Source organism: Cognatundibacterium rugosum (genome assembly GCF_014284365.1).
GTDB classification, from domain to species: Bacteria; Pseudomonadota; Gammaproteobacteria; order Burkholderiales; family Burkholderiaceae_D; genus Undibacterium; species Undibacterium rugosum.
Window position 1 is genome coordinate 57,651 of sequence record NZ_JACOGG010000003.1, and the last position, 25,886, is coordinate 83,536.

Annotated in this window: 24 protein-coding genes and 1 tRNA gene; all 25 read left to right on the forward strand. The window is 50.3% G+C overall.

Annotated features, from left to right (window positions below; genetic code table 11):
• Positions 1 to 64 precede the first annotated feature (64 nt).
• The gene (locus tag H8K47_RS03485; protein WP_186880048.1) at positions 65 to 1,780 is read left to right on the forward strand and encodes an acetolactate synthase 3 catalytic subunit; all 1,716 of its coding nucleotides are present in this window, start codon (positions 65 to 67) and stop codon (positions 1,778 to 1,780) included.
• Positions 1,780 to 2,271, forward strand: a complete 492-nt coding sequence (gene ilvN, locus H8K47_RS03490; protein WP_186880049.1) for an acetolactate synthase small subunit — start codon at positions 1,780 to 1,782, stop codon at positions 2,269 to 2,271. Before H8K47_RS03485 ends, ilvN begins: the two co-directional genes overlap by 1 nt.
• 126 nt (positions 2,272 to 2,397) lie before the next feature.
• Complete coding sequence (gene ilvC / locus H8K47_RS03495; protein WP_186880050.1) at positions 2,398 to 3,414, forward strand: ketol-acid reductoisomerase; 1,017 nt, start codon at positions 2,398 to 2,400, stop codon at positions 3,412 to 3,414.
• Positions 3,415 to 3,605: 191 nt separating this feature from the next.
• On the forward strand, positions 3,606 to 4,340 hold the full coding sequence (locus H8K47_RS03500; protein ID WP_186880051.1) for an SIMPL domain-containing protein: 735 nt from the start codon (positions 3,606 to 3,608) through the stop codon (positions 4,338 to 4,340).
• Positions 4,341 to 4,472: 132 nt separating this feature from the next.
• Positions 4,473 to 5,330 carry a CDP-diacylglycerol--serine O-phosphatidyltransferase gene (gene pssA, locus H8K47_RS03505; RefSeq protein ID WP_186880052.1) on the forward strand — a complete coding sequence of 286 codons (858 nt, stop codon included), beginning with the start codon at positions 4,473 to 4,475 and terminating at the stop codon, positions 5,328 to 5,330.
• A 351-nt stretch (positions 5,331 to 5,681) separates the two neighbouring features.
• Positions 5,682 to 7,220 carry a 2-isopropylmalate synthase gene (locus H8K47_RS03510; protein WP_186880053.1) on the forward strand — a complete coding sequence of 513 codons (1,539 nt, stop codon included), beginning with the start codon at positions 5,682 to 5,684 and terminating at the stop codon, positions 7,218 to 7,220.
• Positions 7,221 to 7,348: 128 nt separating this feature from the next.
• A complete protein-coding gene (gene rpsO, locus H8K47_RS03515; RefSeq protein WP_186880054.1) occupies positions 7,349 to 7,618 on the forward strand; it encodes a 30S ribosomal protein S15 in 270 nt (89 codons plus the stop codon).
• Between the two features lie 245 nt (positions 7,619 to 7,863).
• Positions 7,864 to 10,002 carry a polyribonucleotide nucleotidyltransferase gene (gene pnp, locus H8K47_RS03520; protein WP_186880055.1) on the forward strand — a complete coding sequence of 713 codons (2,139 nt, stop codon included), beginning with the start codon at positions 7,864 to 7,866 and terminating at the stop codon, positions 10,000 to 10,002.
• Between the two features lie 188 nt (positions 10,003 to 10,190).
• Positions 10,191 to 11,171 carry an NAD(P)H-quinone oxidoreductase gene (locus tag H8K47_RS03525; protein ID WP_186880260.1) on the forward strand — a complete coding sequence of 327 codons (981 nt, stop codon included), beginning with the start codon at positions 10,191 to 10,193 and terminating at the stop codon, positions 11,169 to 11,171.
• Between the two features lie 118 nt (positions 11,172 to 11,289).
• Positions 11,290 to 12,042, forward strand: coding sequence for a triose-phosphate isomerase (gene tpiA / locus H8K47_RS03530; protein WP_186880056.1), 753 nt, complete (start codon positions 11,290 to 11,292; stop codon positions 12,040 to 12,042).
• A 39-nt stretch (positions 12,043 to 12,081) separates the two neighbouring features.
• Positions 12,082 to 12,441 carry a preprotein translocase subunit SecG gene (gene secG / locus H8K47_RS03535; RefSeq protein WP_186880057.1) on the forward strand — a complete coding sequence of 120 codons (360 nt, stop codon included), beginning with the start codon at positions 12,082 to 12,084 and terminating at the stop codon, positions 12,439 to 12,441.
• A 191-nt stretch (positions 12,442 to 12,632) separates the two neighbouring features.
• Positions 12,633 to 12,717 (forward strand) — tRNA-Leu (locus H8K47_RS03540).
• Between the two features lie 112 nt (positions 12,718 to 12,829).
• Complete coding sequence (locus tag H8K47_RS03545) at positions 12,830 to 13,189, forward strand: NADH-quinone oxidoreductase subunit A (RefSeq protein WP_186880058.1); 360 nt, start codon at positions 12,830 to 12,832, stop codon at positions 13,187 to 13,189.
• Between the two features lie 6 nt (positions 13,190 to 13,195).
• Positions 13,196 to 13,672 (forward strand): NuoB/complex I 20 kDa subunit family protein, encoded by a 477-nt coding sequence (locus tag H8K47_RS03550; RefSeq protein ID WP_162020074.1) that lies wholly within the window; start codon positions 13,196 to 13,198, stop codon positions 13,670 to 13,672.
• A gap of 29 nt (positions 13,673 to 13,701) precedes the next feature.
• Positions 13,702 to 14,298, forward strand: coding sequence for an NADH-quinone oxidoreductase subunit C (locus tag H8K47_RS03555; protein ID WP_186880059.1), 597 nt, complete (start codon positions 13,702 to 13,704; stop codon positions 14,296 to 14,298).
• Positions 14,298 to 15,551, forward strand: a complete 1,254-nt coding sequence (locus H8K47_RS03560) for an NADH-quinone oxidoreductase subunit D (RefSeq protein ID WP_186880060.1) — start codon at positions 14,298 to 14,300, stop codon at positions 15,549 to 15,551. Before H8K47_RS03555 ends, H8K47_RS03560 begins: the two co-directional genes overlap by 1 nt.
• Before the next feature lie 34 nt (positions 15,552 to 15,585).
• Positions 15,586 to 16,074, forward strand: a complete 489-nt coding sequence (gene nuoE, locus H8K47_RS03565) for an NADH-quinone oxidoreductase subunit NuoE (protein WP_186880061.1) — start codon at positions 15,586 to 15,588, stop codon at positions 16,072 to 16,074.
• On the forward strand, positions 16,074 to 17,369 hold the full coding sequence (nuoF, locus tag H8K47_RS03570; protein ID WP_162020078.1) for an NADH-quinone oxidoreductase subunit NuoF: 1,296 nt from the start codon (positions 16,074 to 16,076) through the stop codon (positions 17,367 to 17,369). Before nuoE ends, nuoF begins: the two co-directional genes overlap by 1 nt.
• A gap of 32 nt (positions 17,370 to 17,401) precedes the next feature.
• Positions 17,402 to 19,708: an NADH-quinone oxidoreductase subunit NuoG gene (gene nuoG / locus H8K47_RS03575; RefSeq protein ID WP_186880062.1), complete on the forward strand. Its 2,307-nt coding sequence runs from the start codon at positions 17,402 to 17,404 to the stop codon at positions 19,706 to 19,708.
• The gene (gene nuoH / locus H8K47_RS03580) at positions 19,708 to 20,772 is read left to right on the forward strand and encodes an NADH-quinone oxidoreductase subunit NuoH (protein ID WP_186880063.1); all 1,065 of its coding nucleotides are present in this window, start codon (positions 19,708 to 19,710) and stop codon (positions 20,770 to 20,772) included. Before nuoG ends, nuoH begins: the two co-directional genes overlap by 1 nt.
• Before the next feature lie 13 nt (positions 20,773 to 20,785).
• On the forward strand, positions 20,786 to 21,274 hold the full coding sequence (gene nuoI / locus H8K47_RS03585; protein WP_162020081.1) for an NADH-quinone oxidoreductase subunit NuoI: 489 nt from the start codon (positions 20,786 to 20,788) through the stop codon (positions 21,272 to 21,274).
• 16 nt (positions 21,275 to 21,290) lie between these two features.
• Complete coding sequence (locus H8K47_RS03590; RefSeq protein WP_186880064.1) at positions 21,291 to 21,923, forward strand: NADH-quinone oxidoreductase subunit J; 633 nt, start codon at positions 21,291 to 21,293, stop codon at positions 21,921 to 21,923.
• A gap of 2 nt (positions 21,924 to 21,925) precedes the next feature.
• Entirely contained in the window at positions 21,926 to 22,234 is a 309-nt protein-coding gene (nuoK, locus tag H8K47_RS03595; protein ID WP_162020083.1) for an NADH-quinone oxidoreductase subunit NuoK, read from the forward strand.
• A gap of 78 nt (positions 22,235 to 22,312) precedes the next feature.
• Entirely contained in the window at positions 22,313 to 24,364 is a 2,052-nt protein-coding gene (gene nuoL, locus H8K47_RS03600; RefSeq protein ID WP_186880065.1) for an NADH-quinone oxidoreductase subunit L, read from the forward strand.
• Between the two features lie 26 nt (positions 24,365 to 24,390).
• Entirely contained in the window at positions 24,391 to 25,884 is a 1,494-nt protein-coding gene (locus H8K47_RS03605; protein ID WP_186880066.1) for an NADH-quinone oxidoreductase subunit M, read from the forward strand.
• Positions 25,885 to 25,886 lie beyond the last annotated feature (2 nt).

The window sequence follows — 25,886 nt, forward strand, 5'->3', positions numbered from 1 at the left end:
CATCGCGATTTCGCCAGGAAAGAGCATCCGATCAATTTCCTATGGACCTTGAAAGGACAACATAATGAGTTCAGAGTTTACAGGCGCAGAGATACTGGTTAAGTGTCTGGCCGAAGAGGGTGTTGAGCACGTTTTCGGATATCCGGGCGGCGCAGTACTCTACATCTACGATGCAATTTTCAATCAGGATAAGTTTCAGCACGTGCTGGTTCGCCATGAACAGGCTGCCATCCATGCTGCAGATGCTTACTCCCGTTCCTCCAATAAAGTCGGTGTCGCGATTGTGACTTCCGGACCCGGTGTAACCAATGCGGTGACCGGTCTGGCGACGGCTTATATGGATTCCATTCCTATGGTGGTAATTTCCGGTCAGGTGCCCAGCGCTGTGATTGGTCAGGATGCCTTCCAGGAATGCGATACCGTTGGCATTACACGTCCTTGCGTCAAACATAATTTCCTGGTGAAAGACGTCAGGGACCTGGCTGAAACAGTCAAAAAAGCATTTTACATTGCAACGACCGGGCGTCCAGGTCCGGTGCTGGTGGACATTCCTAAAGACATCAGCATGCATAAAACCTCTTTCCATTATCCGAAAGAAGTCGAGATGCGTTCTTACAAGCCGGTAGATAAAGGTCATGCGGGCCAGATCCGTAAAGCCGTGCAATTGTTGTTGCAGGCTGAGCGTCCTATGATCTATACCGGTGGCGGCGTGATACTCGCGCATGCTTCCGATGAGTTGAATCAACTGGTGGATATGCTGGGCTTTCCTTGCACCAATACCTTAATGGGTCTGGGTGCTTACCGCGCCAGCGATTCCAAATTCGTCGGTATGCCGGGCATGCATGGGACCTATGAAGCCAACATGGCGATGCAGCATTGTGATGTGTTGATTGCGATTGGCGCGCGCTTTGACGACCGTGTCATTGGTAATCCTAAGCATTTTGCTTCGCATCCACGCAAGATCATTCATATCGACATTGATCCATCGTCGATTTCCAAGCGCGTCAAGGTGGATATTCCTATCGTTGGCAACGTCAAAGACGTGCTGATAGAAATGCTGTCCCAGTTGCGCACAGTTGAGACCCGACCTGACCAGAAAGCGCTGGCTGCCTGGTGGAAACAGGTTGAGGAATGGCGTAGCCGTGATTGCCTGAAATATCCGACTTCAAGCGAAGTGATCAAGCCGCAATCTGTGGTGGAGAAAGTCTGGGAAGTCACGCAGGGCGACGCTTTCGTGACCTCCGACGTGGGCCAGCATCAGATGTGGGCTGCGCAGTACTACCGTTTCAATAAGCCACGCCGCTGGATCAACTCCGGTGGTCTGGGTACCATGGGTGTCGGCTTGCCGTATGCCATGGGTGTGCAAATGGCGAATCCGGGAGCAACAGTTGCCTGTATTACCGGTGAAGCGTCGATACAGATGTGTATTCAGGAATTGGCTACCTGCAAACAATATCATCTGACGCCTAAGATCATTCTGCTCAATAACCGCTTTTTGGGCATGGTGCGTCAATGGCAGCAGATCGATTACGGATCACGTTATTCCGAATCCTATATGGACTCTTTACCTGACTTTACTAAGCTGGTTGAAGCCTATGGACATGTGGGTATGAAGATAGAAAATCCTGCCGATGTCGATGGCGCAGTACGTGAAGCGTTTGCGATGAAGGACAGACTGGTATTCATGAATTTCATTACCGATCAGACCGAGAATGTCTGGCCCATGGTGAAAGCCGGCAAAGGGCTGACTGAAATGTTACTGGGTTCGGAGGATTTGTAATGAGACACATTATTTCTATTCTTCTGGAAAACGAAGCTGGTGCTTTGTCGCGCGTGGTCGGTTTGTTTTCTGCGCGTGGTTACAACATCGAAACCCTGACTGTGGCGCCGACTGAAGATGCGACGTTGTCGCGTATGACGATCGTGACTTCGGGTTCCGATGACATCATCGAACAGATTACCAAGCATTTGAATCGCCTGATTGAGGTGGTCAAAGTGGTGGATCTGACCGAGGGGGCGCATATTGAACGCGAACTGATGCTGATCAAAGTGCGTGCCGTTGGTAAAGAGCGTGAGGAAATTAAGCGTACCGCTGATATTTTCCGTGGCAGGATTATTGATGTCACAGAAAAAACCTACACCATAGAACTGACCGGAAATAAAGGCAAACTGGACGCGTTTATTGATGCGATAGACCGTGCAGCGATTCTGGAAACCGTACGTACAGGCGGCTCAGGCATAGGTCGAGGCGAGCGCATACTTAAAGTGTAATTCATCCCGGGCGGATTGCCTGCGACTCAGCACGAATGACACAGACAAGTAATGGCCGCAGTGCAGTTTGCTGAACACCACCCATTGAATCATTTAAAAAGTCAGACATTTAAACAGGATAAAAAAATGAAAGTTTTCTACGATAAAGATTGTGATCTCTCCTTGATCAAAGGTAAAAACGTAGCCATCATCGGTTATGGTTCCCAAGGTCACGCACATGCACAGAATCTGAATGATTCCGGTTGCAACGTGACCGTTGCTTTGCGGAAGGGCGGTGCCTCCTGGGCGAAAGCCGAAGGTGCAGGCCTGAAAGTGGCTGAAGTGAATGACGCTGTCAAAGCAGCGGATGTCATTATGATTTTGCTGCCAGATGAAAACATCGCTCAGGTGTATGCTGAAAATGTTGCACCGCATGCCAAACAAGGTGCAGTGCTGGCGTTTGCACATGGCTTTAATGTGCATTACGGCCAGGTTGTGCCACGTGCCGATCTGGATGTGATTATGGTTGCACCTAAGGCGCCAGGCCATACCGTGCGCGGTACGTACACCCAGGGTGGCGGTGTGCCGCACCTGATCGCTGTTTATCAGGATAAGTCCGGTGCTGCACGCGATATCGCCTTGTCTTATGCGATGGCGAATGGCGGTGGTCGTGCCGGTATCATCGAAACCAACTTCCGCGAAGAAACTGAGACTGATTTGTTCGGTGAACAGGCAGTATTATGTGGCGGTGCGGTTGAACTGATCAAAGCGGGTTTCGAAACCCTGGTTGAAGCAGGTTATGCACCTGAAATGGCTTACTTCGAATGCTTGCACGAGCTGAAACTGATCGTAGATCTGATCTACGAAGGTGGTATCGCCAACATGAATTATTCGATTTCGAATAATGCTGAATATGGTGAATACGTCACTGGTCCACGCGTAGTGACAGCAGCAACTAAAGATGCGATGCGCCAATGCCTGAAAGATATTCAGACCGGTGAATATGCGAAGAGCTTCATCCTCGAAAATAAAGCAGGTGCACCAACCCTGATCTCACGCCGTCGACTGACTGCTGAGCATCAGATTGAAGAAGTCGGTGCCAAACTGCGTGCGATGATGCCTTGGATTGCGAAAAACAAACTGGTTGACCAGTCTAAGAACTGATCGCTATCTGGGTCCTCACTGATGCATAAAAAGTCGCCTGCAAGGGCGACTTTTTTTATATGCATTGACATTCTGCGCTAAGCTGAGGTTGCTGCAAAGTTGTTAAAAAAAGTAAATCATGAACAGATGATGCAACTTTGATTTCTGAATCCAGTCTTACATAGGTATTAACTACACTGTCGGAGAGTACGATGAAAAAAATGATCTTGATTGCTGCTGCAATGAGCTTTGCAATTCCTGTCTATGCACAAAGTCTGGCCGGTACGGTATTAACGGTCGGTGGCAGTGCTGAAATAAAAGTCGACAACGATCAGGCAAATCTGAGTTTTTATCTGGAAGAGCAGGATAAAGATAAAGCACAGGCCGCTTCGCGCCTGAATCAGAAAATGAAATCTGGCACGGAGCTCATTAAAAAAGAGGACCCTCAGGCTGAGCTGATGACACGCAACTACTATACGTATCCAGTCTACTCTGATGAGGTACAGGTAGCGGGTGCCCAGCCTAAAAAACGTCAGATCACAGGTTGGCGCGTTGGTCAGTATCTCGAAGTCAAAACGATCAATCTGAAACAGTTGCCGGCGACCGTCGCATCGGCACAAAAAGTGATGAGTCTGAATGGCATCCATTTTGGCTTGTCGCCACAGGCCGCTGCTAAACTGGAAGAGTCGCGCATCCAGGCCGGATATAAGAACTTTTCTGATAAATTAGCGATGGTGGTCAATGCGATGGGCCGCAAATTGCAGGATGTGCAGATAGAGTCTGTGGATTTTGATGGTGCAGCATTGGAAATGCCTCAGGTGCAAATGGCCGCTGCGCCGATGATGTTAAAGGGTGCGCGCGTGGCAGATTCGGTCGCTGAGCCTAGTTTTGAGCCGGGTTCAAGCTCGCTGTCGATACGTGTCAATGGTAAGGTACGATTGAAGTAACCCTTATCAGCATGGGTTTTCCTGTGTAGGAATCAGGGTTATACTTGCCCGAACTTTTATTTATCGCCCGGTTAGTGTGGACTGGCCAAACAGTCCGCTCTGGTTCGGGCATATTTTTTCGGGCAAAAACGCATGTCATCTTCACCGCGACGCAAACCAAAAGGCAGTTTTAAACTTTTTCCTAAAGGTGCGCGCAAATCGCAGCAGCGAAATGATGGATCAGTGCTGCCTGCCGTACGTGAGCGTTCGCGAGGTATTTATCTGCTGCCCAATGCATTTACCACGGCTGCTTTGTTTTGCGGATTTTATGCCATTGTGATGGCCATGGATCAGCAATTTCATCAGGCCGCTGTGGCGATATTTATTGCTATGGTCTTGGATGGTCTGGATGGGCGCGTAGCACGCCTGACCAATACCCAGAGTGAGTTCGGTGCGCAATATGATAGCTTGTCAGACATGTTGTCTTTCGGGGCAGCTCCCGCATTGGTTGTGTATGAATGGGCCTTGCGTGGCATGGGCAAGCTCGGCTGGCTGGCCGCCTTTGTCTACTGCGCTGGCGCGGCACTCAGACTGGCACGATTTAATACCAATATCGCCGTGGTTGATAAACGTTATTTTCAGGGTTTGCCCAGCCCGGCGGCGGCGGCATTGGTAGCGGGTTTTGTATTGTTGATGGATGATCTGCAATTTGCGGGTACCGACTTACGCTGGTACGCATGGGCGATTGCGTTGTTTGCCGGATTGACGATGGTGACGAATGTACCGTTCTACAGTTTCAAAGAAGTGAATCTGCGCAAAACAGTGCCTTTTATGGCGCCGTTGCTGATCTTGCTGGTGTATGTGATTGTGGTCAGTGATCCGCCTAAAGTTTTGTTTGGGTTATTTGTGCTGTATGGCTTATCGGGCTACATCGTATTGTTGTGGCGCTGGCGCCGAGGCCGTCCTGTTAGTCTGATACAGACCAAAGCAGAGCACACAGACGAAAAATAAAATTCCGCATTTTCTGAGTCTAGCCGCAGTGAGCCAAATTCACTGCGGTTTTTTCTTTTTTGATCGGGATTTAATTTGGATTTTTGCTGCTATAAATTCTTGCACTTTTCTGCATTCACGCTTATAGTCTGAGGCATGAACTTTTCTTCTTCATCCTTCGCAGTTTTCACTTTAGCAGGCGCAACCCGTCTGCTATCGCTATTGGCATTTCTACTAGTGCGGTAACGCGCTAAATCCTCCCTACCCACAATCCGTGTATTGCCCCGCTCGTGCATATCCTGCAAGGGCAGGCCAAACAATAGGCAAAATCTGCATTTTTCTTATTCAAATTATTCGCTACTGGAGAGCAACATGGCTGACAAACTGATCATATTCGATACAACTTTGCGCGACGGTGAACAATCACCGGGAGCTTCGATGACTAAGGATGAAAAAATCCGTATCGCGAAACAACTGGAACGTCTGAAGGTAGATGTGATCGAGGCTGGTTTTGCAGCAGCTTCTCCAGGCGATTTTGAAGCGATTAAAGCGATTTCCGCAACGATTAAGGATTCCACCATCTGCTCGCTGTCGCGCGCGAACGATCGCGATATCGCGCGTGCAGCTGAGGCTTTGCAAGCGGCACAGCGCAAGCGTATTCACACTTTCATCGCCACTTCTCCGCTGCATATGGAAAAGAAACTGCGCATGTCACCGGATCAGGTGCTGGAGCAAGCGATACAGGCGGTACGCTATGCACGTCAGTTCACCGATGATGTGGAATTCAGTCCTGAAGATGGCAGCCGGTCAGAAATGGATTTTCTGTGTCGCGTGATTGAAGCGGTGATTAAAGAAGGTGCGACCACGATTAACTTTGCCGATACTGTCGGTTATGGTGTGCCTGAGTTGTACGGCAACATGCTGAAGTCCTTGCGTGAACGCATACCAAATTCCGATAAAGCCATCTGGTCGGTGCACTGTCATAACGATCTGGGTATGGCGGTCGCCAATTCTCTGGCGGGTGTGATGATCGGTGGTGCGCGTCAGGTGGAATGTACGATCAATGGTTTGGGCGAGCGCGCCGGTAATACCGCGCTGGAAGAAATTGTGATGGCAGTACGCACCCGTAAAGATTATTTCAATCTTGATCTGGGTATCGATGCAAGTCAGATCGTGCCCGCCTCTAAATTGGTTTCTCAGATCACTGGCTTTGCCGTGCAGCCGAATAAGGCAGTGGTGGGTGCGAACGCATTTGCGCACGCATCTGGCATTCATCAGGATGGTATTTTGAAAGCGCGCGATACCTATGAAATTATGCGTGCTGAAGATGTGGGCTGGAGTGCCAATAAAATCGTTTTGGGCAAGCTGTCCGGCCGTAATGCGTTCAAGCAGCGCCTGGAAGAATTGGGTATAGAGCTGGAATCTGAGGCGGAGGTCAATGCTGCATTTGCGCGCTTCAAGGAATTGGCGGATCGTAAATCAGAAATTTTCGATGAAGATATTCTGGCGCTGGTGTCCGATGAAGAGCATGCAAATGATAATGAGGCCTTCCATTTTGTTTCACTTTCTCAGCGTTCGGAAACCGGTGAGTTGCCGCTTGCAAAGGTGGTCTTTTCGCGTGAAGGCAGTGAAATCACTTGTGAGGCGAACGGCAATGGGCCGGTGGATGCGATAGTCAATGCCATTGAATCCAAAGTCGCAAGCGGTGCTGAATTGCTGCTGTTCTCGGTGAATGCGATCACGACCGGTACCCAGTCTCAGGGGGAAGTGACGATGCGTTTGTCTAAGTCGGGACGTATCGTGAATGGTGTCGGTGCGGATCCGGATATTGTGGTGGCATCAGCAAAAGCCTATTTGTCTGCATTAAATAAATTGCAATCAAAAACAGAAAAGCTGAACCCCCAGGTCTGAACGGCCAAACTTGTTCAATTATTCCGACTTATGGTATAGTTGCGGGTCCCGTCATTCCGGCGGGTGTTTATTCACGATAGCAGAGGTTGTTGTTGACTGACTTTTGCTATCGCATGTAAAGGAAAATTATGTCTATCGTTAAATCCCAGAAAGCCGCTATCGTTGCGGATAACGCACGTGGTCAGAACGACACTGGCTCTCCAGAAGTTCAAGTTGCTTTGTTGACAGCTCGTATCAACGATCTGAACTCCCACTTCAAAGCACACGGCAAAGATCATCATTCCCGTCGCGGTCTGATCATGATGGTTAACCGTCGTAAAAGCCTGTTGTCTTACCTGAAAGGTAAAGATCTGAACCGTTACCGCGCTCTGATCGAAAAACTCGGTCTGCGTAAGTAATTGTTGCTGTTTCTGGCAAAAAAATTGTAGCAAAAAGCCTGCGTCAGATGATGTCGCAGGCTTTTTGTTTTTGTGGTTTTGATTCTTCGGTGTCCGTAATGAATCGCGGATAAAAACGGTGCAGATTTGCTCTGCTGCGCACGGGATTTGTGTGTGGTAATGCAAAAAGGTGGCTCTCGGGGCCGCTTGTGGTGAGGTGAACGACAGCGCCTGAAAATCTGTCGGCAAAATAGAAAGGACACATTGTGTTTAATAAAGTTACTAAAACCTTCCAATACGGCCAACATCAAGTCAAGCTGGAAACCGGTGAAATCGCGCGTCAGGCATCTGGTGCTGTGATGGTTTCCGTTGAGGATACTGTTGTGCTGGCAACCGTCGTTGCTAAAAAAGATGCAAAGCCAGGTCAGGATTTCTTCCCATTGACCGTTGATTACATGGAAAAAAGCTACGCAGCTGGCCGTATTCCAGGTGGTTTCTTCAAACGTGAGGGCCGCCCTTCTGAAAAAGAAACACTGACTTCCCGCCTGATTGATCGTCCGATTCGTCCGCTGTTCCCGGAAGGTTACCTGAATGAAGTTCAGGTGATTGTGCATGTGCTGTCCGTCAATCCTGAGATTGATCCTGACATCGCTGCGATGATCGGTGCTTCTGCTGCGATCAGCCTGTCTGGTATTCCTTTCAATGGTCCTCTGGGTGCGGCGCGCGTAGGTTATACAAATGGCCAATACGTACTGAATCCAACGGCAACGCAATTGAAGACTTCCGAGATGGATCTGGTTGTTGCCGGTACTGAAGCTGCAGTGCTGATGGTGGAATCCGAAGCGCAGCAATTGTCGGAAGAAGTCATGCTGGGCGCGGTTGTGTATGGTCACGAGCAAATGAAAGTCGTGATTGATGCGATTCATGATCTGGTGCGTGATGCAGGTAAGCCTGAAGTGCAATGGGCGCCGGCTGCTAAAAACGAAGCGCTGATCGCTGCAGTAACAGCAGTGGCTGAGCCTCTGTTGCGCGCTGCGTATCAGACTAAAGAAAAACAGGCCCGTACTGAACAGCTGAAATCGGCTAGTTCTACCGTTACTGCTGCGTTGGCAGAGCAGGCTGCGGCTGCCGGTGTGGATGCACCGGATTCCGCTGAAGTTGGCAATATCCTGTTTGATCTGGAAGCTAAAATTGTGCGTTCCCAGATTCTGGAAGGCGAGCCACGTATCGATGGCCGTGACACCCGCACTGTGCGTCCTATCAGCATCAGTACTGGCGTATTGCCGCGTACTCATGGTACTGCTTTGTTCACACGTGGCGAAACACAGGCGCTGGTGATCGCGACGCTGGGTACTGCACGTGACGAGCAAAAGATTGATGCTTTGATGGGTGAATACTCTGACCGCTTCATGCTGCATTACAACATGCCTCCATTCGCTACTGGCGAAACCGGCCGTGTTGGTACGCCTAAGCGCCGTGAAATCGGCCATGGCCGTCTGGCTAAGCGCGCATTGCAGGCGGCATTGCCTGATCCGGAAGATTTCAGCTACTCCGTACGTCTGGTGTCTGAAATTACAGAGTCCAACGGTTCTTCCTCCATGGCGTCGGTATGTGGTGGCTGCCTGGCGTTGATGGATGCGGGTGTACCGATGAAAGCCCACGTCGCCGGTATCGCGATGGGTCTGATCAAAGATGACAATAAATTCGCGGTCTTGACAGATATTCTGGGTGATGAAGATCATCTGGGTGATATGGACTTTAAAGTAGCGGGTACTGCGGCTGGTATTACTGCCTTGCAGATGGATATCAAAATCCAGGGCATTACCAAGGAAATCATGCAGGTCGCTTTGGCGCAGGCGAAAGAAGGCCGTATTCATATCCTGGGCAAAATGCAGGAAGCTGTACCAACCGGTAAGACAGAATTGTCTGACTTTGCGCCGCGTTTGATCACGATCAAGATCAATCCAGAAAAAATCCGTGACGTCATCGGTAAGGGTGGCGCAGTGATTCGCGCATTGACGGAAGAAACCGGTACACAAATCGACATCAGTGATGAAGGTGTGGTCACTATCGCGTCTGTGGATGCTGCTGCAGGTCAGGAAGCGAAACGCCGTATCGAAGAACTGACTGCGGAAGTTGAGGTAGGTAAGGTCTACGAAGGTACCGTGTTGAAATTACTGGATTTCGGTGCCATCGTTCAAATCATGCCTGGTAAAGATGGTTTGCTGCACATCAGTCAAATTGCAAATGAGCGGGTGAATGCAGTTGCTGATTACCTGAAAGAAGGTCAGCAAGTGCGTGTGAAAGTGCTGGAAACAGATGACCGTGGTCGCTTCAAGCTGTCGATGAAGGCAGCAGTGACTGAAGGTGGTGAAGTTCAGCAGCAACAACAGCAACAGCAGTAATAGCAATTATCGGCGTTAGCTGAGATTGTGGAAAACGCCCGTATCATTGCGGGCGTTTTTTATTGGGGCTTAGCAAAAAATCTGACGAGTTGTAGTGGTAAGCTGAGGCGGGCTGGCTGGATGGCAGTCATCGCGTTGACCGGCGCCCTGTGTATTGTATTGGTGTGTGTAACGGTTGGAGGTGCATGATGCGTGCGATAGAGATGCGTGGTTTTGGTGGTCCGGAAGTGCTGCAGTTGTGTGAGCGTGATATGCCTGTGCCGGGTGAGGGCGAGGTGTTGATACGGGTTAGGGCGGCGGGTGTGAACCGGCCGGACGTGTTGCAGCGTATGGGGCTGTACCCGGTGCCGCCGGGCGCCTCGGATTTGCCTGGTCTGGAGGTGGCTGGTGAGATTGTAGCTGGTGACATGACTGTCAGTGATTTGCAGCCTGGTGATGCGGTGTGCGCGCTGGTGCAGGGTGGAGGCTATGCCGAATATTGTGTCGCACCGCTGGCGCAGTGTTTGCCTGTGCCGCGTGGATTGTCGATGTTAGAGGCGGCATCGCTGCCGGAAACGTACTTTACGGTCTGGAGTAACGTCTTTGATCGTGCTCGCTTGCTGCCGGGTGAAGGTTTGCTGGTGCAGGGTGGGGCTTCTGGCATAGGTGTGGCGGCGGTACAACTGGCGCGCGCAATGGGTAACCGGGTCTTTGCGACTGCTGGTTCGGATGAAAAATGCCGTGCGGTGGAGGCACTGGGCGCGGAGCGCTGCATTAACTATAAAACCGAGGATTTTGTACAAGTGGTGCGTGAGTTGACGGTCGGTCGGGGTGTGGATGTTGTATTGGATATGGTGGCGGGTGACTATTTGCCGCGCGAGATACAGTGCCTGGCGGACGATGGGCGGATCGCGATAATCGCCCTGCTGGGTGGGGCTAAGGCGCAAGTCGATCTGGGGCAAGTGTTGCGCAGAAGATTGACTATCACTGGCTCCACGCTGAGGCCACGTTCGGTGCAGTTTAAACGCGCTATTGCCGTCGAGCTTAAGGATAAGGTCTGGCCGTTGCTGGAAAATAGACAAATTCAACCCGTTATTCACACTGTGCTGCCTTTGCAGGCGGCAGCCCAGGCACATGCTTTGATGGAGTCAGGCCAGCATATAGGTAAGATAGTTTTGCAGCTTGATTGAATTCGTTTGTGTTGGCGTTTTATTTAAGCTTGAAACTTGTTGGATAATGCGGAGCTTGTGGTTTGACCACACTTGTTCTGCGGGATACAATAGACGGTTATTTACATTGAAACTGACTATGCGACGCACTCTTATAGCTGGTAACTGGAAAATGAATGGCAGCTTTGCTGCTAACCACTCCTTACTTACTGAAATCGTAGCTGGTTTGCCAGCTCTCTCGTCGGCAGATGTGCTGGTTTGTGCGCCTGCTCCTTATCTGGCTCAGTGCGCTGATGTGCTGGCTGCTTCGCCAGTCGCCTGGGGCGCGCAGGATTTGTCTGTGCATGCGCAGGGTGCGTACACGGGTGAGGTGTCTGCTGCGATGTTGCTGGATTGCGGCTGCCGATATGTCATCGTCGGGCACTCGGAGCGCCGTGCTTATCATGCGGAGTCCGATCAGTTGGTGGCGCAAAAGGCGTTGCGTGCAGTGGAGGCGGGTCTGAAACCTGTGGTTTGTGTGGGTGAGACCCTGGAGCAGCGCGAAGGTGGTTTGACGAATCAGGTGGTGGGTGCGCAGCTGGATGCAGTGCTTGCTTTGCTGACGGTAGAGCAGTTGCGCAATATCGTGGTCGCGTATGAGCCGGTGTGGGCAATTGGCACAGGTAAAACTGCAACGCCGCAAATGGCGCAGGATGCGCATGCCTTCCTGCGTCAGCAGCTTGCGGCAACAGACCTGGAATTGGGTGCGTCTGTGCAAATTTTGTATGGTGGCAGTATGAAGCCGGATAATGCGGTGGAATTGCTCGCGATGGCGGATATAGATGGTGGTTTGATTGGTGGCGCGGCGCTGAAATCTGCGGATTTCCTCGCTATCGTCGGCGCGGCGAAGTAATTTGCGAATTTGAGTATTTAATCTTTTTGGGTGTTTTGAATGCAAACTTTTTTTACGTTGATCGTTGTGGTGCAAGTGGTTTCTGCGTTGGCTATTATCGGTCTGGTGCTGCTGCAGCACGGTAAAGGGGCTGATATGGGGGCTTCTTTCGGTTCCGGTGCTTCGGGTAGTTTGTTTGGTGCGACAGGCTCTTCTAATTTTCTGTCGCGTTCAACAGGTATTGCTGCTGCGGTTTTCTTTTCGGCGACACTGGCTTTGGCTGTCGTTGGTGGTAAAGCTAAAGTAAGTGGTGGTGTGATGGATAATTTGCCTGTGTCGGGTGCACCGGCCAGTGCTGCGGCAACTGCTGTGCCGGCCTCTGCGCCTGCTGATACGCAGTCGAATCAAATTCCAAAATAAGTTGTGCAGGGCAGAGTGGATTGGTTGTGGTTTGACTTGGTTTTGGGTGTTGAAGATGCCTGAATGTTTGGTCGCCATAGTTTGAGCTGACTCTGCTGTGTATTTAATTTGTTGCTCAGCAAAAAAACTTCGATTTTATGCCCTTTGTGCGTTGAACAATGGGTGTGGAAGTAGTAGAATGCTGGGCTTAGGCCGACGTGGTGAAATTGGTAGACACGCTATCTTGAGGGGGTAGTGGCGCAAGCTGTACGAGTTCGAGTCTCGTCGTCGGCACCAAGCAAAAAGTCAGATTTTCTTTCCTGGCTTTGTCGAGGAAGTGGTTGTGGGTTTGAAGTCTCTTTCAAAATGCAATTCGCTTCATATGGCGTTCAATTACAGGTAGCCTAACGTGAACCTCGAAAATTATTTCCCAGTTCTTCTTTTTATTCTGGTTGGCATCGGTGTTGGTGTGTTGCCGCAATTGTTGGGTCGCATCCTTGCTCCTTATAAGCCAGACTCCCAAAAAACATCCGCCTATGAGTGCGGCTTCGAGGCATTCGAAGATGCGCGCATGAAGTTCGATGTGCGCTACTACCTGATTGCTATTCTTTTTATTCTGTTTGATCTTGAGACTGCGTTCTTCTTCCCGTGGGGGGTGGCAATGCGTGATCTGGGCTGGTCGGGCTTCCTGATTATGCTGGGTTTTGTCTTGGAATTTGCAGTTGGATTCTGGTACATCTGGAAAAAAGGCGCTCTGGATTGGGAGTGATGGATTATGGCAATTGATGGTGTGTTGAATGAAGGCTTCGTTACGACGACTGCCGATAAGCTGATTAACTGGACCCGTACCGGGTCGATGTGGCCGATGACTTTTGGTCTGGCTTGCTGCGCGGTTGAGATGATGCATGCGGGTGCTTCCAGGTATGATCTGGATCGCTTTGGTGTGGTGTTTCGTCCATCCCCGCGTCAGTCGGATGTCATGATTGTTGCTGGTACGCTGTGCAATAAGATGGCACCCGCGCTGCGCAAAGTTTACGATCAGATGGCGGAGCCGCGCTGGGTTATCTCTATGGGTTCTTGCGCTAACGGTGGTGGTTATTATCACTATTCGTATTCGGTTGTGCGTGGTTGTGACCGCATCGTGCCAGTTGATATCTATGTTCCGGGCTGCCCGCCGACTGCTGAAGCGCTGATGTACGGCATCATCCAGTTGCAGAATAAGATCAAACGTACCAATACTATCGCGCGTTGAGCGATAGGTTGCTGAGGCATTCGTAAATTATGACAACCAAATTAGAGAAACTTGAGGCTGCTGTTCAAGCCGTCTTGGGTGAGCGCATCGTTCAATCGAAAAATGCGCTGGGTGAGTTGACTATCGTTGTTGCGGCTGCAGATTATCTGCAGGTGATGCGTGATCTGCGTGATCATGCTGATACGCATTTTGAAGAACTGATCGACCTGTGTGGTGTTGATTACTCCACCTACGGTGATGGTGCATGGGATGGGCAGCGTTATGCGGTCGTGTCCCATTTGCTGTCTGTGAAGCATAACTGGCGTTTGCGTGTGCGTGTTTTTGCCGCAGACGACGACATGCCAGTCGTTGCTTCCCTGATCGATGTGTGGAACGCTGCTAACTGGTATGAGCGTGAAGCCTTCGATTTGTACGGCATACTGTTTGATGGTCACAATGATTTGCGCCGAATTCTGACCGATTATGGGTTTATCGGTCATCCGTTCCGTAAAGATTTCCCTGTTTCCGGATATGTTGAGATGCGCTATGACGCTGAACAAAAGCGTGTGGTCTATCAGCCTGTCACCATTGAACCCCGCGAAAATACACCACGTATTATTCGTGAAGAAAATTACGGGATGAAATAATGGCTGAAATTAAGAATTACACCCTGAACTTTGGTCCTCAGCATCCTGCTGCGCACGGTGTGTTGCGCCTGGTGCTGGAGTTGGATGGTGAGGTGATTCAGCGTGCTGATCCGCATATCGGTTTGCTGCATCGCGCGACTGAAAAATTGGCAGAACAAAAAACCTTCCTGCAGTCCGTACCTTACATGGATCGTCTCGATTACGTATCCATGATGTGTAACGAGCATGCCTATGTGATGGCAATCGAAAAAATGCTCGGTCTGGAAGTGCCTTTGCGGGCGCAGTACATCCGTGTCATGTTCGATGAAATCACGCGTTTGCTGAACCACCTGCTGTGGATAGGTGCGCATGCGCTGGACGTGGGTGCGATGGCGGTGTTCCTGTACGCATTCCGTGAACGTGAAGATCTGATGGATTGCTATGAAGCGGTTTCCGGTGCGCGTTTGCATGCTGCTTATTATCGTCCGGGTGGCGTGTATCGTGATCTGCCGGATCAGATGCCTCAGTTCACGACCTCTGCGTTAAAAAACGAAAAAGCAATGCGTCAGATGAACGAGAACCGTCAAGGCTCGTTGCTGGATTTTATTGAAGACTTTACCAATCGCTTCCCTGGCTACGTCGACGAATATGAAACGCTGCTGACTGATAACCGTATCTGGAAACAACGTCTGGTTGGTGTCGGTGTAGTATCGCCTGAGCGCGCACTGGCAATGGGGTTCACTGGTGCGATGTTGCGTGGTTCCGGTATCGAATGGGATTTGCGTAAAAAGCAACCCTACGAAGTGTATGATTTGCTCGATTTCGATATTCCTGTTGGTGTCAATGGTGATTGCTATGACCGTTATCTGGTGCGTGTCGAAGAGATGCGCCAGTCTAACCGCATCATTAAGCAATGCGTGGAATGGCTGCGTAATAATCCTGGTCCGGTGATCACCAACAATCATAAAGTGGCCCCACCGGCGCGTGTGAATATGAAGTCGAACATGGAAGAGCTGATCCATCACTTCAAACTGTTCACCGAAGGCTTCCATGTTCCTGCTGGCGAAGCATATGCAGCAGTTGAGCATCCTAAGGGCGAATTCGGTATTTATCTGATGTCTGATGGTGCGAATAAGCCTTACCGGTTGAAGATCCGTGCTCCTGGCTATGCACATTTGCAAGGTCTGGATGAGATGGCGAAGGGACACATGATTGCTGATGCGGTGACCATTATTGGTACTCAGGATATTGTGTTTGGTGAGATTGATAGATAAAGACGTTGGTTGACGTTGATTCGAGGCATGGGCTATGGTGTTATCAGAGCAGGCATTTAAAAAAATTGATCGTGAACTGGCAAAGTTCCCGGCAGACCAGCGTCAATCCGCTGTGATGGCGGCATTGGCTATTGCTCAAGACGAGACGGGATGGGTTTCCCCTGAAGTGATGCAGACCCTGGCAGACTATATTGGTATGCCAGCTGTCGCCGTTCAGGAAGTCGCCACCTTCTACAACATGTACAACACGAAACCGGTTGGCAAGTTCAAGATTTCTGTATGTACCAATCTTCCTTGCGCTTTGTCCGGTGGTGAGCGTGCAGCACATCACCTCAAGCAAAAACTGGGTCTTGATTACAAAGAGACCAGTGCGGACGGACAGTTCACGCTGGTTGAAGGCGAGTGCATGGGCGCCTGTGGCGATGCACCGGTTATGCTCGTGAATAACAAGCGTATGTGCAGCTTCATGTCGAACGAAAAAATCGACCATCTGGTTAATGAATTGAAAGAGGCAGGTAAATAATGACGAGTCTGCATAGTCGCCATATTAAGCCTTTGATTCTGGCTGGTTTGGATGGGAAAAACTGGCATCTCGAAGACTATGTCGCACGGGGTGGTTATCAATCCCTGAAGCGCATCCTTTCCGAAAAAATCCCGCCTGAACAGGTTATCGCTGAGCTCAAAGCGTCGTCGCTGCGTGGTCGTGGTGGTGCAGGTTTCCCGACTGGTCTGAAGTGGAGTTTCATGCCACGCCAGTTCCCTGGTCAGAAGTACCTGGTCTGTAATACAGATGAGGGTGAGCCTGGTACATTTAAAGACCGCGATATCATTCGCTATAACCCGCATGCCTTGATTGAGGGTATGGCAATCGGTGCGTATGCGATGGGTATCACTGTCGGCTACAACTACATTCACGGCGAAATTTTCGCAGATTACGATCGTTTCGAAGAAGCGATTGAAGAAGCCCGTGCGGCTGGCATGTTAGGTAATAACATTGCTGGTTCTGAGTTTTCTTTCCAGCTGCATGCTTTCCATGGTTATGGCGCATATATCTGCGGCGAAGAAACAGCTTTGTTGGAATCGCTGGAAGGTAAAAAAGGTCAGCCACGCTTTAAACCGCCATTCCCGGCCAGTTTTGGTCTGTACGGCAAGCCGACTACGATCAATAACACCGAAACCTTTGCTGCCGTGCCTTTTGTACTGGCCATGGGTGGTGAAGCCTATGCGGCATTAGGTAAGCCTAACAATGGCGGTACCAAGATTTTCTCTATGTCGGGTGACGTGGCGAAACCGGGTAACTATGAAGTGCCGCTCGGCACCCCGTTTGCGACCCTGCTGGAATTGGCTGGTGGCATGCGCGATGGTAAGAAGATCAAAGCGGTCATCCCTGGTGGTTCCTCCATGCCAGTATTGACTGGTGACGTGATGATGGCCACTGACATGGATTATGACTCCATCGCTAAAGCAGGTTCCATGCTGGGTTCCGGCGCGGTTATCGTGATGGATGAAACACGTTGCATGGTCAAATCCCTGCTGCGTCTGTCTTACTTCTACTTTGAAGAGTCCTGCGGCCAATGTACACCTTGCCGTGAAGGCACAGGCTGGTTGTATCGCATGGTACATCGCATCGAACATGGTCAGGGCCGTCCGGAAGATCTGGATATGCTCAACTCCATCGCCGACAATATTCAAGGTAAAACGATTTGCGCACTGGGCGACGCTGCTGCTATGCCGGTACGTGCATTCGTGAAGAACTTCCGCGAAGAATTTGAATATCACATCGAGCATAAGCATTGCTTGGTTCCCACTTACCTGTAAGCCAGCTTCGGTTAGCACACTTAGAGTAGACCATGGTTGAAATCGAAATAGACGGCAAAAAAGTCGAAGTCCTAGAAGGTAGTATGGTGATGGATGCTGCCAATAAGCTTGGCACTTATATTCCTCATTTTTGCTATCACAAAAAATTATCTATTGCGGCAAACTGTCGCATGTGTCTGGTTGAGGTTGAAAAAGCACCTAAGCCATTGCCTGCCTGCGCGACGCCTGTCACGCCGGGCATGATCGTGCGTTCCCACAGCGATAAAGCGGTGAAAGCACAAAAAGCGGTAATGGAATTCCTGTTGATTAATCACCCGCTGGATTGTCCTATCTGCGATCAGGGCGGCGAGTGTCAGTTGCAGGATCTGGCGGTAGGTTACGGCGGCACGACTTCACGCTACGAAGAAGAGAAGCGTGTGGTATTCCACAAGGATGTAGGTCCGCTGGTATCGATGGAAGAAATGAGCCGCTGCATCCATTGCACACGCTGCGTCCGTTTCGGTCAGGAGATCGCCGGTGTGATGGAGCTGGGTATGCTCAATCGCGGCGAACACTCCGAGATCACTTCCTTCGTTGGTAAAACGGTAGACTCCGAATTGTCCGGCAATATGATTGATCTGTGCCCGGTAGGTGCCCTGACGTCTAAGCCATTCCGCTACTCCGCACGTACCTGGGAATTGTCCCGTCGTAAATCGGTGAGTGCGCATGATGGCCTGGGTTCTAATCTGATCGTTCAGGTAAAGAATCATAAGGTGATGCGCGTTGTTCCTTTCGAAAACGAAGAGATCAACGAATGCTGGATTTCGGATAAAGACCGCTTCTCTTATGAAGGTGTGAACAGCGCTGAGCGCCTGACCAAGCCTATGATCAAACAAGGTGGTCAGTGGCAGGAAACAGACTGGCAAACCGCATTGGAATACGTGGCGCATGGCCTGCGCAACGTCAAGCATGAACATGGTGCTGATTCGATAGCTGCTGTCGTTGCACCTTATGCGACGCTGGAGGAAATGAGTCTGGCACAACGTATCGTGCGTGGTCTGGGTTCTGACAATATCGACTTCCGTCTGCGTCAGACTGATTTTGCACTGAACGGCACGGTGAAACCTTGGCTGGGTACCAGCATTGCGCAATTTGCGCAGCTGAAAAATGTATTCGTCATTGGTTCTTTCCTGCGTAAAGACCACCCTTTGCTGGCTGCGCGTCTGCGTCAGTCCGTCAAGCTGGGCGCGAAGTTGAGCGTGTTGAATGCAACAGACGATGACCTGCTGATCAAGCTGGCAAATAAAGTTATTGCTGCACCTTCCGCTTGGCTGGCAGAACTCGCCAAAGTAGCGGTAGCGGTCGCTGCTAAAAAAGAAGTGGCTGCACCAGCTGGTGTCGAACAGTTTGTCGCTGACAGCGCCGCAGAACATATCGCTGCCAGCCTGATCGCAGGCAAAGCCGGTGTTTTCCTTGGTAACGCTGCGGTAGCACATCCCCAGTCCGCGCAGTTGCACGCGCTGGCTCAGTGGATCGCTGAACAGACTCAGGCTGATTTTGGTTATCTGACTGAAGCAGCAAACACAGTCGGTGGCTACCTCGCAAACGCCTATCCGCAAAAGTCTGCACAAGCGGTTTTCGCGGCGCCTAAGAAAGCCTACATCGTATTGCACGCCGAGCCACTCTTGGACAGTGCCAATCCGGTTCAGGCCCAGGCTGCACTGGCTCAGGCCGATATGGTCGTAGTCATGTCGCCGTTTAAACACGGTGCTGAGTACGCCGACGTGCTGCTGCCAGTGTCACCATACACAGAAACAGCCGGTACCTTCGTGAGCTGCGAAGGTCGTGCGCAAAGCTTCCACGGTGTGGTTCGTCCTTTGGGCGATACCCGTCCGGCATGGAAGGTGTTGCGGGTACTGGGTAATTTGCTGACTTTGCCAGACTTTGAATTTGAAACGTCTGAAGCCGTGCGTGACAGCGTGCTGGCAGGCAAAGACTTGGCGGCTATCCTCAATAACCGTGCCGATATCGCTCCGCTTACAGTACAAACTGCAGGCGCCGCACTGGAACGTATTGCTGACGTTGGCATTTATCACACCGACGGTATCGTGCGTCGTGCGGAGTCGTTGCAACAGACGGCAGACGCGCGCGCGCCGCTGGCTTCGATCAGTTCTGCACTGGCGGCAAAGCTGGGTGCGCAGGATGGCGATTTGTTGAAATTCACTAAAGGTGGTTCGGTACTGTTGAATACACGTATCGATGCTGCATTGCCAGCGAATGTAGTCCGTGTTGCAGCAGCCAATGTGCTGACCGCAAATCTGGATGGTATGTTTGGCGAAATTAACGTGGAGCGTGCGTAATGGATTTGCTGCTCACTTTGCAAAATATGGGTCAGAGTGTATTTGGCTATTACTGGCCTTTTGTCTGGACCTTACTGAAGATCGTTTGCATTACTCTGCCGGTCATGGGCTGTGTTGCGTACCTGACTTTATGGGAACGTAAAATGATTGGTTGGATGCATATCCGTCTGGGCCCGAACCGTGTGGGTCCTGCCGGCCTGTTGCAGCCGATTGCGGATGCTTTGAAGCTCTTGCTGAAGGAAATCGTTGTTCCGGCTAAAGCAAATAAAGTCCTGTTTATCCTGGCACCGGTCATGACTATCATGCCTGCGCTGGCTGCCTGGTCGGTGGTTCCTTTTGGTCCGGAAACTGTGCTGGCGAATGTGAATGCTGGTTTGTTGCTGATCATGGCAATCACGTCCATGGAAGTCTATGGCATCATCATCGCGGGCTGGGCGTCCAACTCCAAGTATGCTTTCCTCGGTGCCATGCGTGCCTCGGCACAGATGGTCTCCTATGAAATCGCAATGGGTTTTGTCCTGGTGATCGTACTGATGGTGTCTGGCAGCCTGAATCTGACTGACATCGTGAATGCGCAGACAAAAGGTTTTGCAGCTAGCCATGGTTTCAATCTGTTCTCCTGGAACTGGTTGCCATTGCTGCCTATGTTTGTGGTGTATGTGATTTCCGGTATCGCTGAAACCAACCGCCATCCGTTTGACGTGGTTGAGGGTGAGTCTGAGATCGTCGCCGGTCACATGGTTGAATACTCGGGTATGTCATTTGCGATGTTCTTCCTGGCTGAATACGCCAACATGATTCTGATCTCCGCGATGGCATCCCTGATGTTCCTCGGTGGCTGGTCGGCGCCATTGGCTTTCCTGGACTTTATCCCTGGCTGGATCTGGCTTGGTATCAAGACTTTCTTTGTGGTTTCCCTGTTTATCTGGGCACGTGCATCTTTCCCACGCTATCGCTATGACCAGATCATGCGTCTGGGCTGGAAGGTATTCATTCCACTGACCCTGGTGTACTTGGTAATCGTTGCAGCTTGGATGCAAACCTCCTGGAATATTTGGAAGTAAGAGGCTAGAAAAAATGGAAGCAATTAAAGATTTTTTTGGCAGCCTGATGCTGCGCGAACTGATTAAGGGGCTGGCACTGACTGGTCGCTACATGTTCGCACGCAAAATTACTGTCCAATTTCCTGAGGAAAAAACGCCACAGTCCCCACGTTTCCGTGGTCTGCATGCACTGCGTCGTTACCCGAATGGTGAAGAGCGTTGTATCGCTTGTAAATTGTGCGAAGCAGTTTGTCCTGCAATGGCGATCACGATTGAATCTGACCAGCGTGAAGACGGCAGCCGTCGCACCACCCGCTATGATATTGATTTGACCAAATGTATCTTCTGCGGATTCTGCGAAGAATCTTGCCCGGTCGACTCGATTGTTGAAACGCATGTATTGGAATATCACGGTGAAAAACGTGGTGATCTGTATTTCACCAAAGAGATGCTGCTTGCTGTAGGTGATCGTTACGAAAACGAAATCGCCGCAGCCCGTGCTGCTGACGCTGCTTACCGCTAATTGGATAGAATTCGATATGGAATTTACCACTGCTTTATTTTATGTTTTTTCAGCGATTCTGGTGCTGGCAGCCACGCAAGTGATCACTGCCAGAAATCCGGTTCATGCAGCGCTGTTCCTGGTGCTGTCTTTTTTCACAGCGGCTGGTATTTGGATGCTGTTGAAAGCTGAGTTCCTGGCTATCGTGCTGGTACTGGTGTATGTCGGTGCTGTGATGGTGTTGTTCCTGTTCGTCGTGATGATGCTCGATATCAATATCGACAAACTGCGCGCAGGATTCTGGAGCCATTTTCCGCTGGCGGCGACTGTCGGTATCGTGATCGTACTGGAGATGTCTGCAGTCCTGTGGAAAGGTTTCCTGCGTCCGGTTAACCACGTACCGGCTGCTGCAGAGACCATCGGTAACACCAAGAATCTGGGTGTAGTTATTTTCACCCAGTATCCGTTTGCATTTGAAGTCGCAGCCGCGATTCTGTTGCTGGCTATCGTTGCTGCCGTTGCACTGACACTGCGTAAGCGCAAAGACAGCAAATATGTCGATCCTGCACAAGCCGTCAAAGTGAAAGCTGCTGACCGTGTACGGATCGTCAAGATGAAAGCTGAATCTGAGCGTGTGGCTGACGCATCCACCGCGACTAAGGGGAACTGATCATGGGTTTGTCTCTGACACACTACTTAATCCTGGGCGCGATACTGTTCGCAATTTCTATCGTCGGTATTTTTCTGAATCGCAAAAATATCATCGTTTTGCTGATGGCGATCGAGCTGATGCTGTTGGCTGTGAATATCAACTTTATTGCATTCTCCCATTATCTGGGTGATGCAGCTGGTCAGATTTTCGTCTTCTTCATTCTGACGGTAGCAGCGGCAGAATCGGCGATAGGTCTGGCTATCTTGGTCGTACTGTTCCGTAATTTGGATACGATCAACGTCGAAGATCTGGATGCATTAAAGGGATAATGATGGCGGGTCGTTACTGGATAACGACCCATCATTCGCTGGCGATTTAAAAAAGTAATAAGCTAACAAAGGGTCATCATGGCGGGGCAACTTAACCCACAACTATTATTGGCTGTACCTCTGGCTCCATTGGCAGGATCTGCCATTGCAGGTTTGCTGGGCACCAAGTTTTTCGGTAACGTCGTCGGGCGTAAAGTATCACACACGGCGACTATCCTTGGCGTTCTGGTCGCGTTCATCCTATCGTGTATGACGCTCAGTTCATTGCTGGATGGTGCACCAGTCTACAACGCGACTTTATATCAGTGGATGGAAGTCGCTGGTCTGAAGCTGGAAGTCGGTTTCCTGGTCGATAATTTGACGGCCATGATGATGTGCGTGGTGACCTTCGTGTCGCTGATGGTGCATATCTACACGATTGGTTACATGCAGGAGGATGAAGGTTATAACCGCTTCTTCTCGTATATTTCCCTGTTCACTTTCTCCATGCTGATGCTGGTGATGAGTAACAACTTCCTGCAGTTGTTCTTTGGCTGGGAAGCTGTAGGTCTGGTCTCTTATCTGCTGATCGGTTTTTGGTACACCAAGCCAACAGCGATCTACGCGAACATGAAGGCTTTCCTGGTTAACCGTGTCGGTGACTTTGGCTTCATACTCGGTATCGGTTTGCTGCTCGCTTACGCTGGTTCCATGAATTATGCGGAAGTCTTTGCTAAGAAAGAAGAACTGGCCAAAGTATTATTGCCAGGTACAGACTGGATGCTGATTACCGTTGCCTGTATCTGCCTGTTTATTGGCGCAATGGGTAAATCTGCGCAGTTTCCGCTGCACGTCTGGTTGCCTGACTCCATGGAAGGCCCGACCCCGATTTCCGCGCTGATTCACGCGGCAACCATGGTGACAGCAGGTATCTTTATGGTATCGCGTATGTCGCCACTGTTTGAGTTGTCTGATACTGCATTGTCTTTCATTCTGGTTATTGGTTCGATTACCGCCTTGTTTATGGGCTTCCTTGGGATTATCCAGAATGATATCAAACGCGTTGTTGCTTACTCTACGCTGTCTCAGCTGGGTTATATGACTGTTGCTTTGGGTGCTTCTGCTTATTCGGTGGCGGTTTTCCATCTGATGACGCATGCATTCTTTAAAGCGCTGCTGTTCTTAGGTGCAGGTTCTGTGATTATCGGTATGCATCATGATCAGGACATCCGTAATATGGGTGGTCTGCGTAAATACATGCCTATCACCTGGATCACCTCTTTATTGGGTTCCCTGGCGCTGATCGGTACCCCGTTCTTCTCCGGTTTCTACTCTAAAGACAGTATCATCGAAGCGGTGCAGGCTTCACATCTGGCAGGCGCAGGCTTTGCTCAGTTTGCGACGCTGGCAGGTGTATTCGTGACTGCCTTCTATTCTTTCCGTATGTACTTCCTGGTCTTCCACGGTAAGGAAAACTTCGGTCACGCCCATGATCACCATGGCCACGATGCCCACGATGCACATGATGATCACGGCGATCATCACCACGGATTGGCACCAGGTCAGAAACCGCATGAATCACCATTCGTGGTCTGGTTCCCATTGGTCGCGTTGGCTATTCCTTCTGTGCTTATCGGTTTTATCGCGATCGAACCGATGCTGTTCGGCAGCTTCTTCAATAACGTGATTTTCGTCAATGAAGCGCATCACGCAATGGAAGAACTGAAACACGAATTCCATGGCCCGGTAGCGATGGCGGTGCATGCACTGACTTCCTTGCCGCTGTGGCTGGCAATTGCAGGTGTTGCCTTGTCATATTTCTTCTATATGGTTAAGCCAGCTATTCCGGCTGCAATCAAGAAAAATGCAAGCGCAATCTATACGCTGCTTGATAATAAATACTACATGGATCGTTTCAATGAGATCGTATTTGCAGGAGGTGCACGCTTATTGGGTGGCGGCCTGTGGAATATCGGTGACAAAGGTTTGATCGACGGTCTGGTGGTCAACGGAAGTGCCAAAATTGTAGGCTGGTCTTCCCGTGTTATCCGCTTGTTCCAGAGTGGTTATATCTATCACTACGCGTTTGTAATGATTTTGGGCGTACTGGCATTCCTCGTCTATTTCATGCCTTTCCCTTTTGCTAAATAAGTGACCTCAGCGATAACAATATAATCATGATGCAGTCGACCTCTTCTTTACTCAGCCTCGCGATCTGGTGCCCTATCGCGTTCGGCATATTTGTCCTGGCGTTCGGCCGGGACAGCAATCCAGGGCTGGTGCGTGGCTTATCTCTGATAGGTTCCTTAGCCAGTTTCCTTGTGACTTTGCCTTTGATCAAAAACTTTGATAATGCTGCGCATGGCATGCAGTTTGTTGAGAAGTTTTCGTGGATAGAAAAGTTTAATGTTTTCTATGCGCTCGGTATCGATGGTATCTCGCTGTGGCTGGTACCGCTGACCGCGTTTATCACGGTGATCGTGGTGATCGCTGCATGGGAAGTCGTTGAGAAGCAGGTCGCACAATATATGGGCGCATTCCTGATTTTGTCCGGGCTCATGATCGGTGTGTTCTGCGCGACAGATGGTTTGCTGTTCTATGTATTCTTCGAGGCGACGCTGATTCCTATGTATATCATCGTCGGTATCTGGGGTGGTCCGAACCGTGTGTATGCAGCGTTTAAGTTTTTCCTGTACACCCTGCTCGGTTCTTTGCTGACTCTGGTTGCTGTGATTTACCTGTATATCAAAGCAGGTCATTCGTTTGATATTCTGGTATGGCACAAACTGCCTTTGCCACTGCACACACAGATTATGATCTTCTGTGCATTCCTGATGGCATTCGCGGTGAAAGTACCTATGTGGCCAGTGCATACCTGGTTGCCTGATGCGCACGTTGAAGCGCCTACCGGTGGTTCCGTGGTATTGGCTGCGATCATGCTGAAACTGGGCGCGTATGGTTTCCTGCGCTTCTCCCTGCCTATCGCTCCAGATGCCAGCCACTATATGGCAGGCTTTATGATTACCTTGTCGTTGATCGCAGTGATCTATATTGGTCTGGTTGCATTGGTGCAGGCAGATATGAAGAAGCTGGTTGCGTATTCTTCTATCGCTCACATGGGTTTTGTGACTTTAGGTTTCTTCATGTTTAATGACATGTCGGTACAAGGTGCTATCGTGCAGATGATTTCTCACGGTTTCATTTCCGGTGCCATGTTCCTGTGTATCGGTGTGCTGTATGACCGCGTTCATTCCCGTCAGATCGTTGACTACGGTGGTGTGGTCAACACAATGCCGCGTTTCGCTGCTTTCTTCGTGTTGTTCTCCATGGCTAACTGCGGTTTGCCAGCAACCTCCGGCTTTGTTGGTGAGTTCATGGTGATCCTGGGTGCAGTGAAGTTTAACTTCTGGATCGGTATGTTGGCTGCAACTGCTCTGATCTTCGGCGCAGCTTACTCGCTGTGGATGGTGAAACGTGTGGTATTCGGTCAGATTGTTCATGATCATGTTGCAAAGCTCAGTGACTTGAACATGCGTGAATTCTTCATGCTGGGCGTGTTGGCTATCGCAGTGTTGGCGATGGGCTTATATCCGGCAGTATTTACAGATGCGATGCAGGTGTCGGTATCTGATTTGTTGAAGCACGTTGCAACATCGAAGGTATTACCTTAACA

What these genes read in the sequence shown, in the direction of transcription:
- nuoF (WP_162020078.1), top strand. Translation starts at nt 16,074, where the DNA reads ATGACGAGTCTGCATAGTCGCCATATTAAGCCTTTGATTCTGGCTGGT.
- H8K47_RS03485 (WP_186880048.1), top strand. Translation starts at nt 65, where the DNA reads ATGAGTTCAGAGTTTACAGGCGCAGAGATACTGGTTAAGTGTCTGGCC.
- nuoL (WP_186880065.1), top strand. Translation starts at nt 22,313, where the DNA reads ATGGCGGGGCAACTTAACCCACAACTATTATTGGCTGTACCTCTGGCT.
- pssA (WP_186880052.1), top strand. Translation starts at nt 4,473, where the DNA reads ATGTCATCTTCACCGCGACGCAAACCAAAAGGCAGTTTTAAACTTTTT.
- H8K47_RS03550 (WP_162020074.1), top strand. Translation starts at nt 13,196, where the DNA reads ATGGCAATTGATGGTGTGTTGAATGAAGGCTTCGTTACGACGACTGCC.
- secG (WP_186880057.1), top strand. Translation starts at nt 12,082, where the DNA reads ATGCAAACTTTTTTTACGTTGATCGTTGTGGTGCAAGTGGTTTCTGCG.
- H8K47_RS03555 (WP_186880059.1), top strand. Translation starts at nt 13,702, where the DNA reads ATGACAACCAAATTAGAGAAACTTGAGGCTGCTGTTCAAGCCGTCTTG.
- nuoE (WP_186880061.1), top strand. Translation starts at nt 15,586, where the DNA reads ATGGTGTTATCAGAGCAGGCATTTAAAAAAATTGATCGTGAACTGGCA.
- nuoG (WP_186880062.1), top strand. Translation starts at nt 17,402, where the DNA reads ATGGTTGAAATCGAAATAGACGGCAAAAAAGTCGAAGTCCTAGAAGGT.
- ilvN (WP_186880049.1), top strand. Translation starts at nt 1,780, where the DNA reads ATGAGACACATTATTTCTATTCTTCTGGAAAACGAAGCTGGTGCTTTG.
- nuoK (WP_162020083.1), top strand. Translation starts at nt 21,926, where the DNA reads ATGGGTTTGTCTCTGACACACTACTTAATCCTGGGCGCGATACTGTTC.
- rpsO (WP_186880054.1), top strand. Translation starts at nt 7,349, where the DNA reads ATGTCTATCGTTAAATCCCAGAAAGCCGCTATCGTTGCGGATAACGCA.
- H8K47_RS03525 (WP_186880260.1), top strand. Translation starts at nt 10,191, where the DNA reads ATGCGTGCGATAGAGATGCGTGGTTTTGGTGGTCCGGAAGTGCTGCAG.
- H8K47_RS03605 (WP_186880066.1), top strand. Translation starts at nt 24,391, where the DNA reads ATGATGCAGTCGACCTCTTCTTTACTCAGCCTCGCGATCTGGTGCCCT.
- tpiA (WP_186880056.1), top strand. Translation starts at nt 11,290, where the DNA reads ATGCGACGCACTCTTATAGCTGGTAACTGGAAAATGAATGGCAGCTTT.
- H8K47_RS03500 (WP_186880051.1), top strand. Translation starts at nt 3,606, where the DNA reads ATGAAAAAAATGATCTTGATTGCTGCTGCAATGAGCTTTGCAATTCCT.
- ilvC (WP_186880050.1), top strand. Translation starts at nt 2,398, where the DNA reads ATGAAAGTTTTCTACGATAAAGATTGTGATCTCTCCTTGATCAAAGGT.
- H8K47_RS03510 (WP_186880053.1), top strand. Translation starts at nt 5,682, where the DNA reads ATGGCTGACAAACTGATCATATTCGATACAACTTTGCGCGACGGTGAA.
- H8K47_RS03590 (WP_186880064.1), top strand. Translation starts at nt 21,291, where the DNA reads ATGGAATTTACCACTGCTTTATTTTATGTTTTTTCAGCGATTCTGGTG.
- nuoH (WP_186880063.1), top strand. Translation starts at nt 19,708, where the DNA reads ATGGATTTGCTGCTCACTTTGCAAAATATGGGTCAGAGTGTATTTGGC.
- nuoI (WP_162020081.1), top strand. Translation starts at nt 20,786, where the DNA reads ATGGAAGCAATTAAAGATTTTTTTGGCAGCCTGATGCTGCGCGAACTG.
- H8K47_RS03560 (WP_186880060.1), top strand. Translation starts at nt 14,298, where the DNA reads ATGGCTGAAATTAAGAATTACACCCTGAACTTTGGTCCTCAGCATCCT.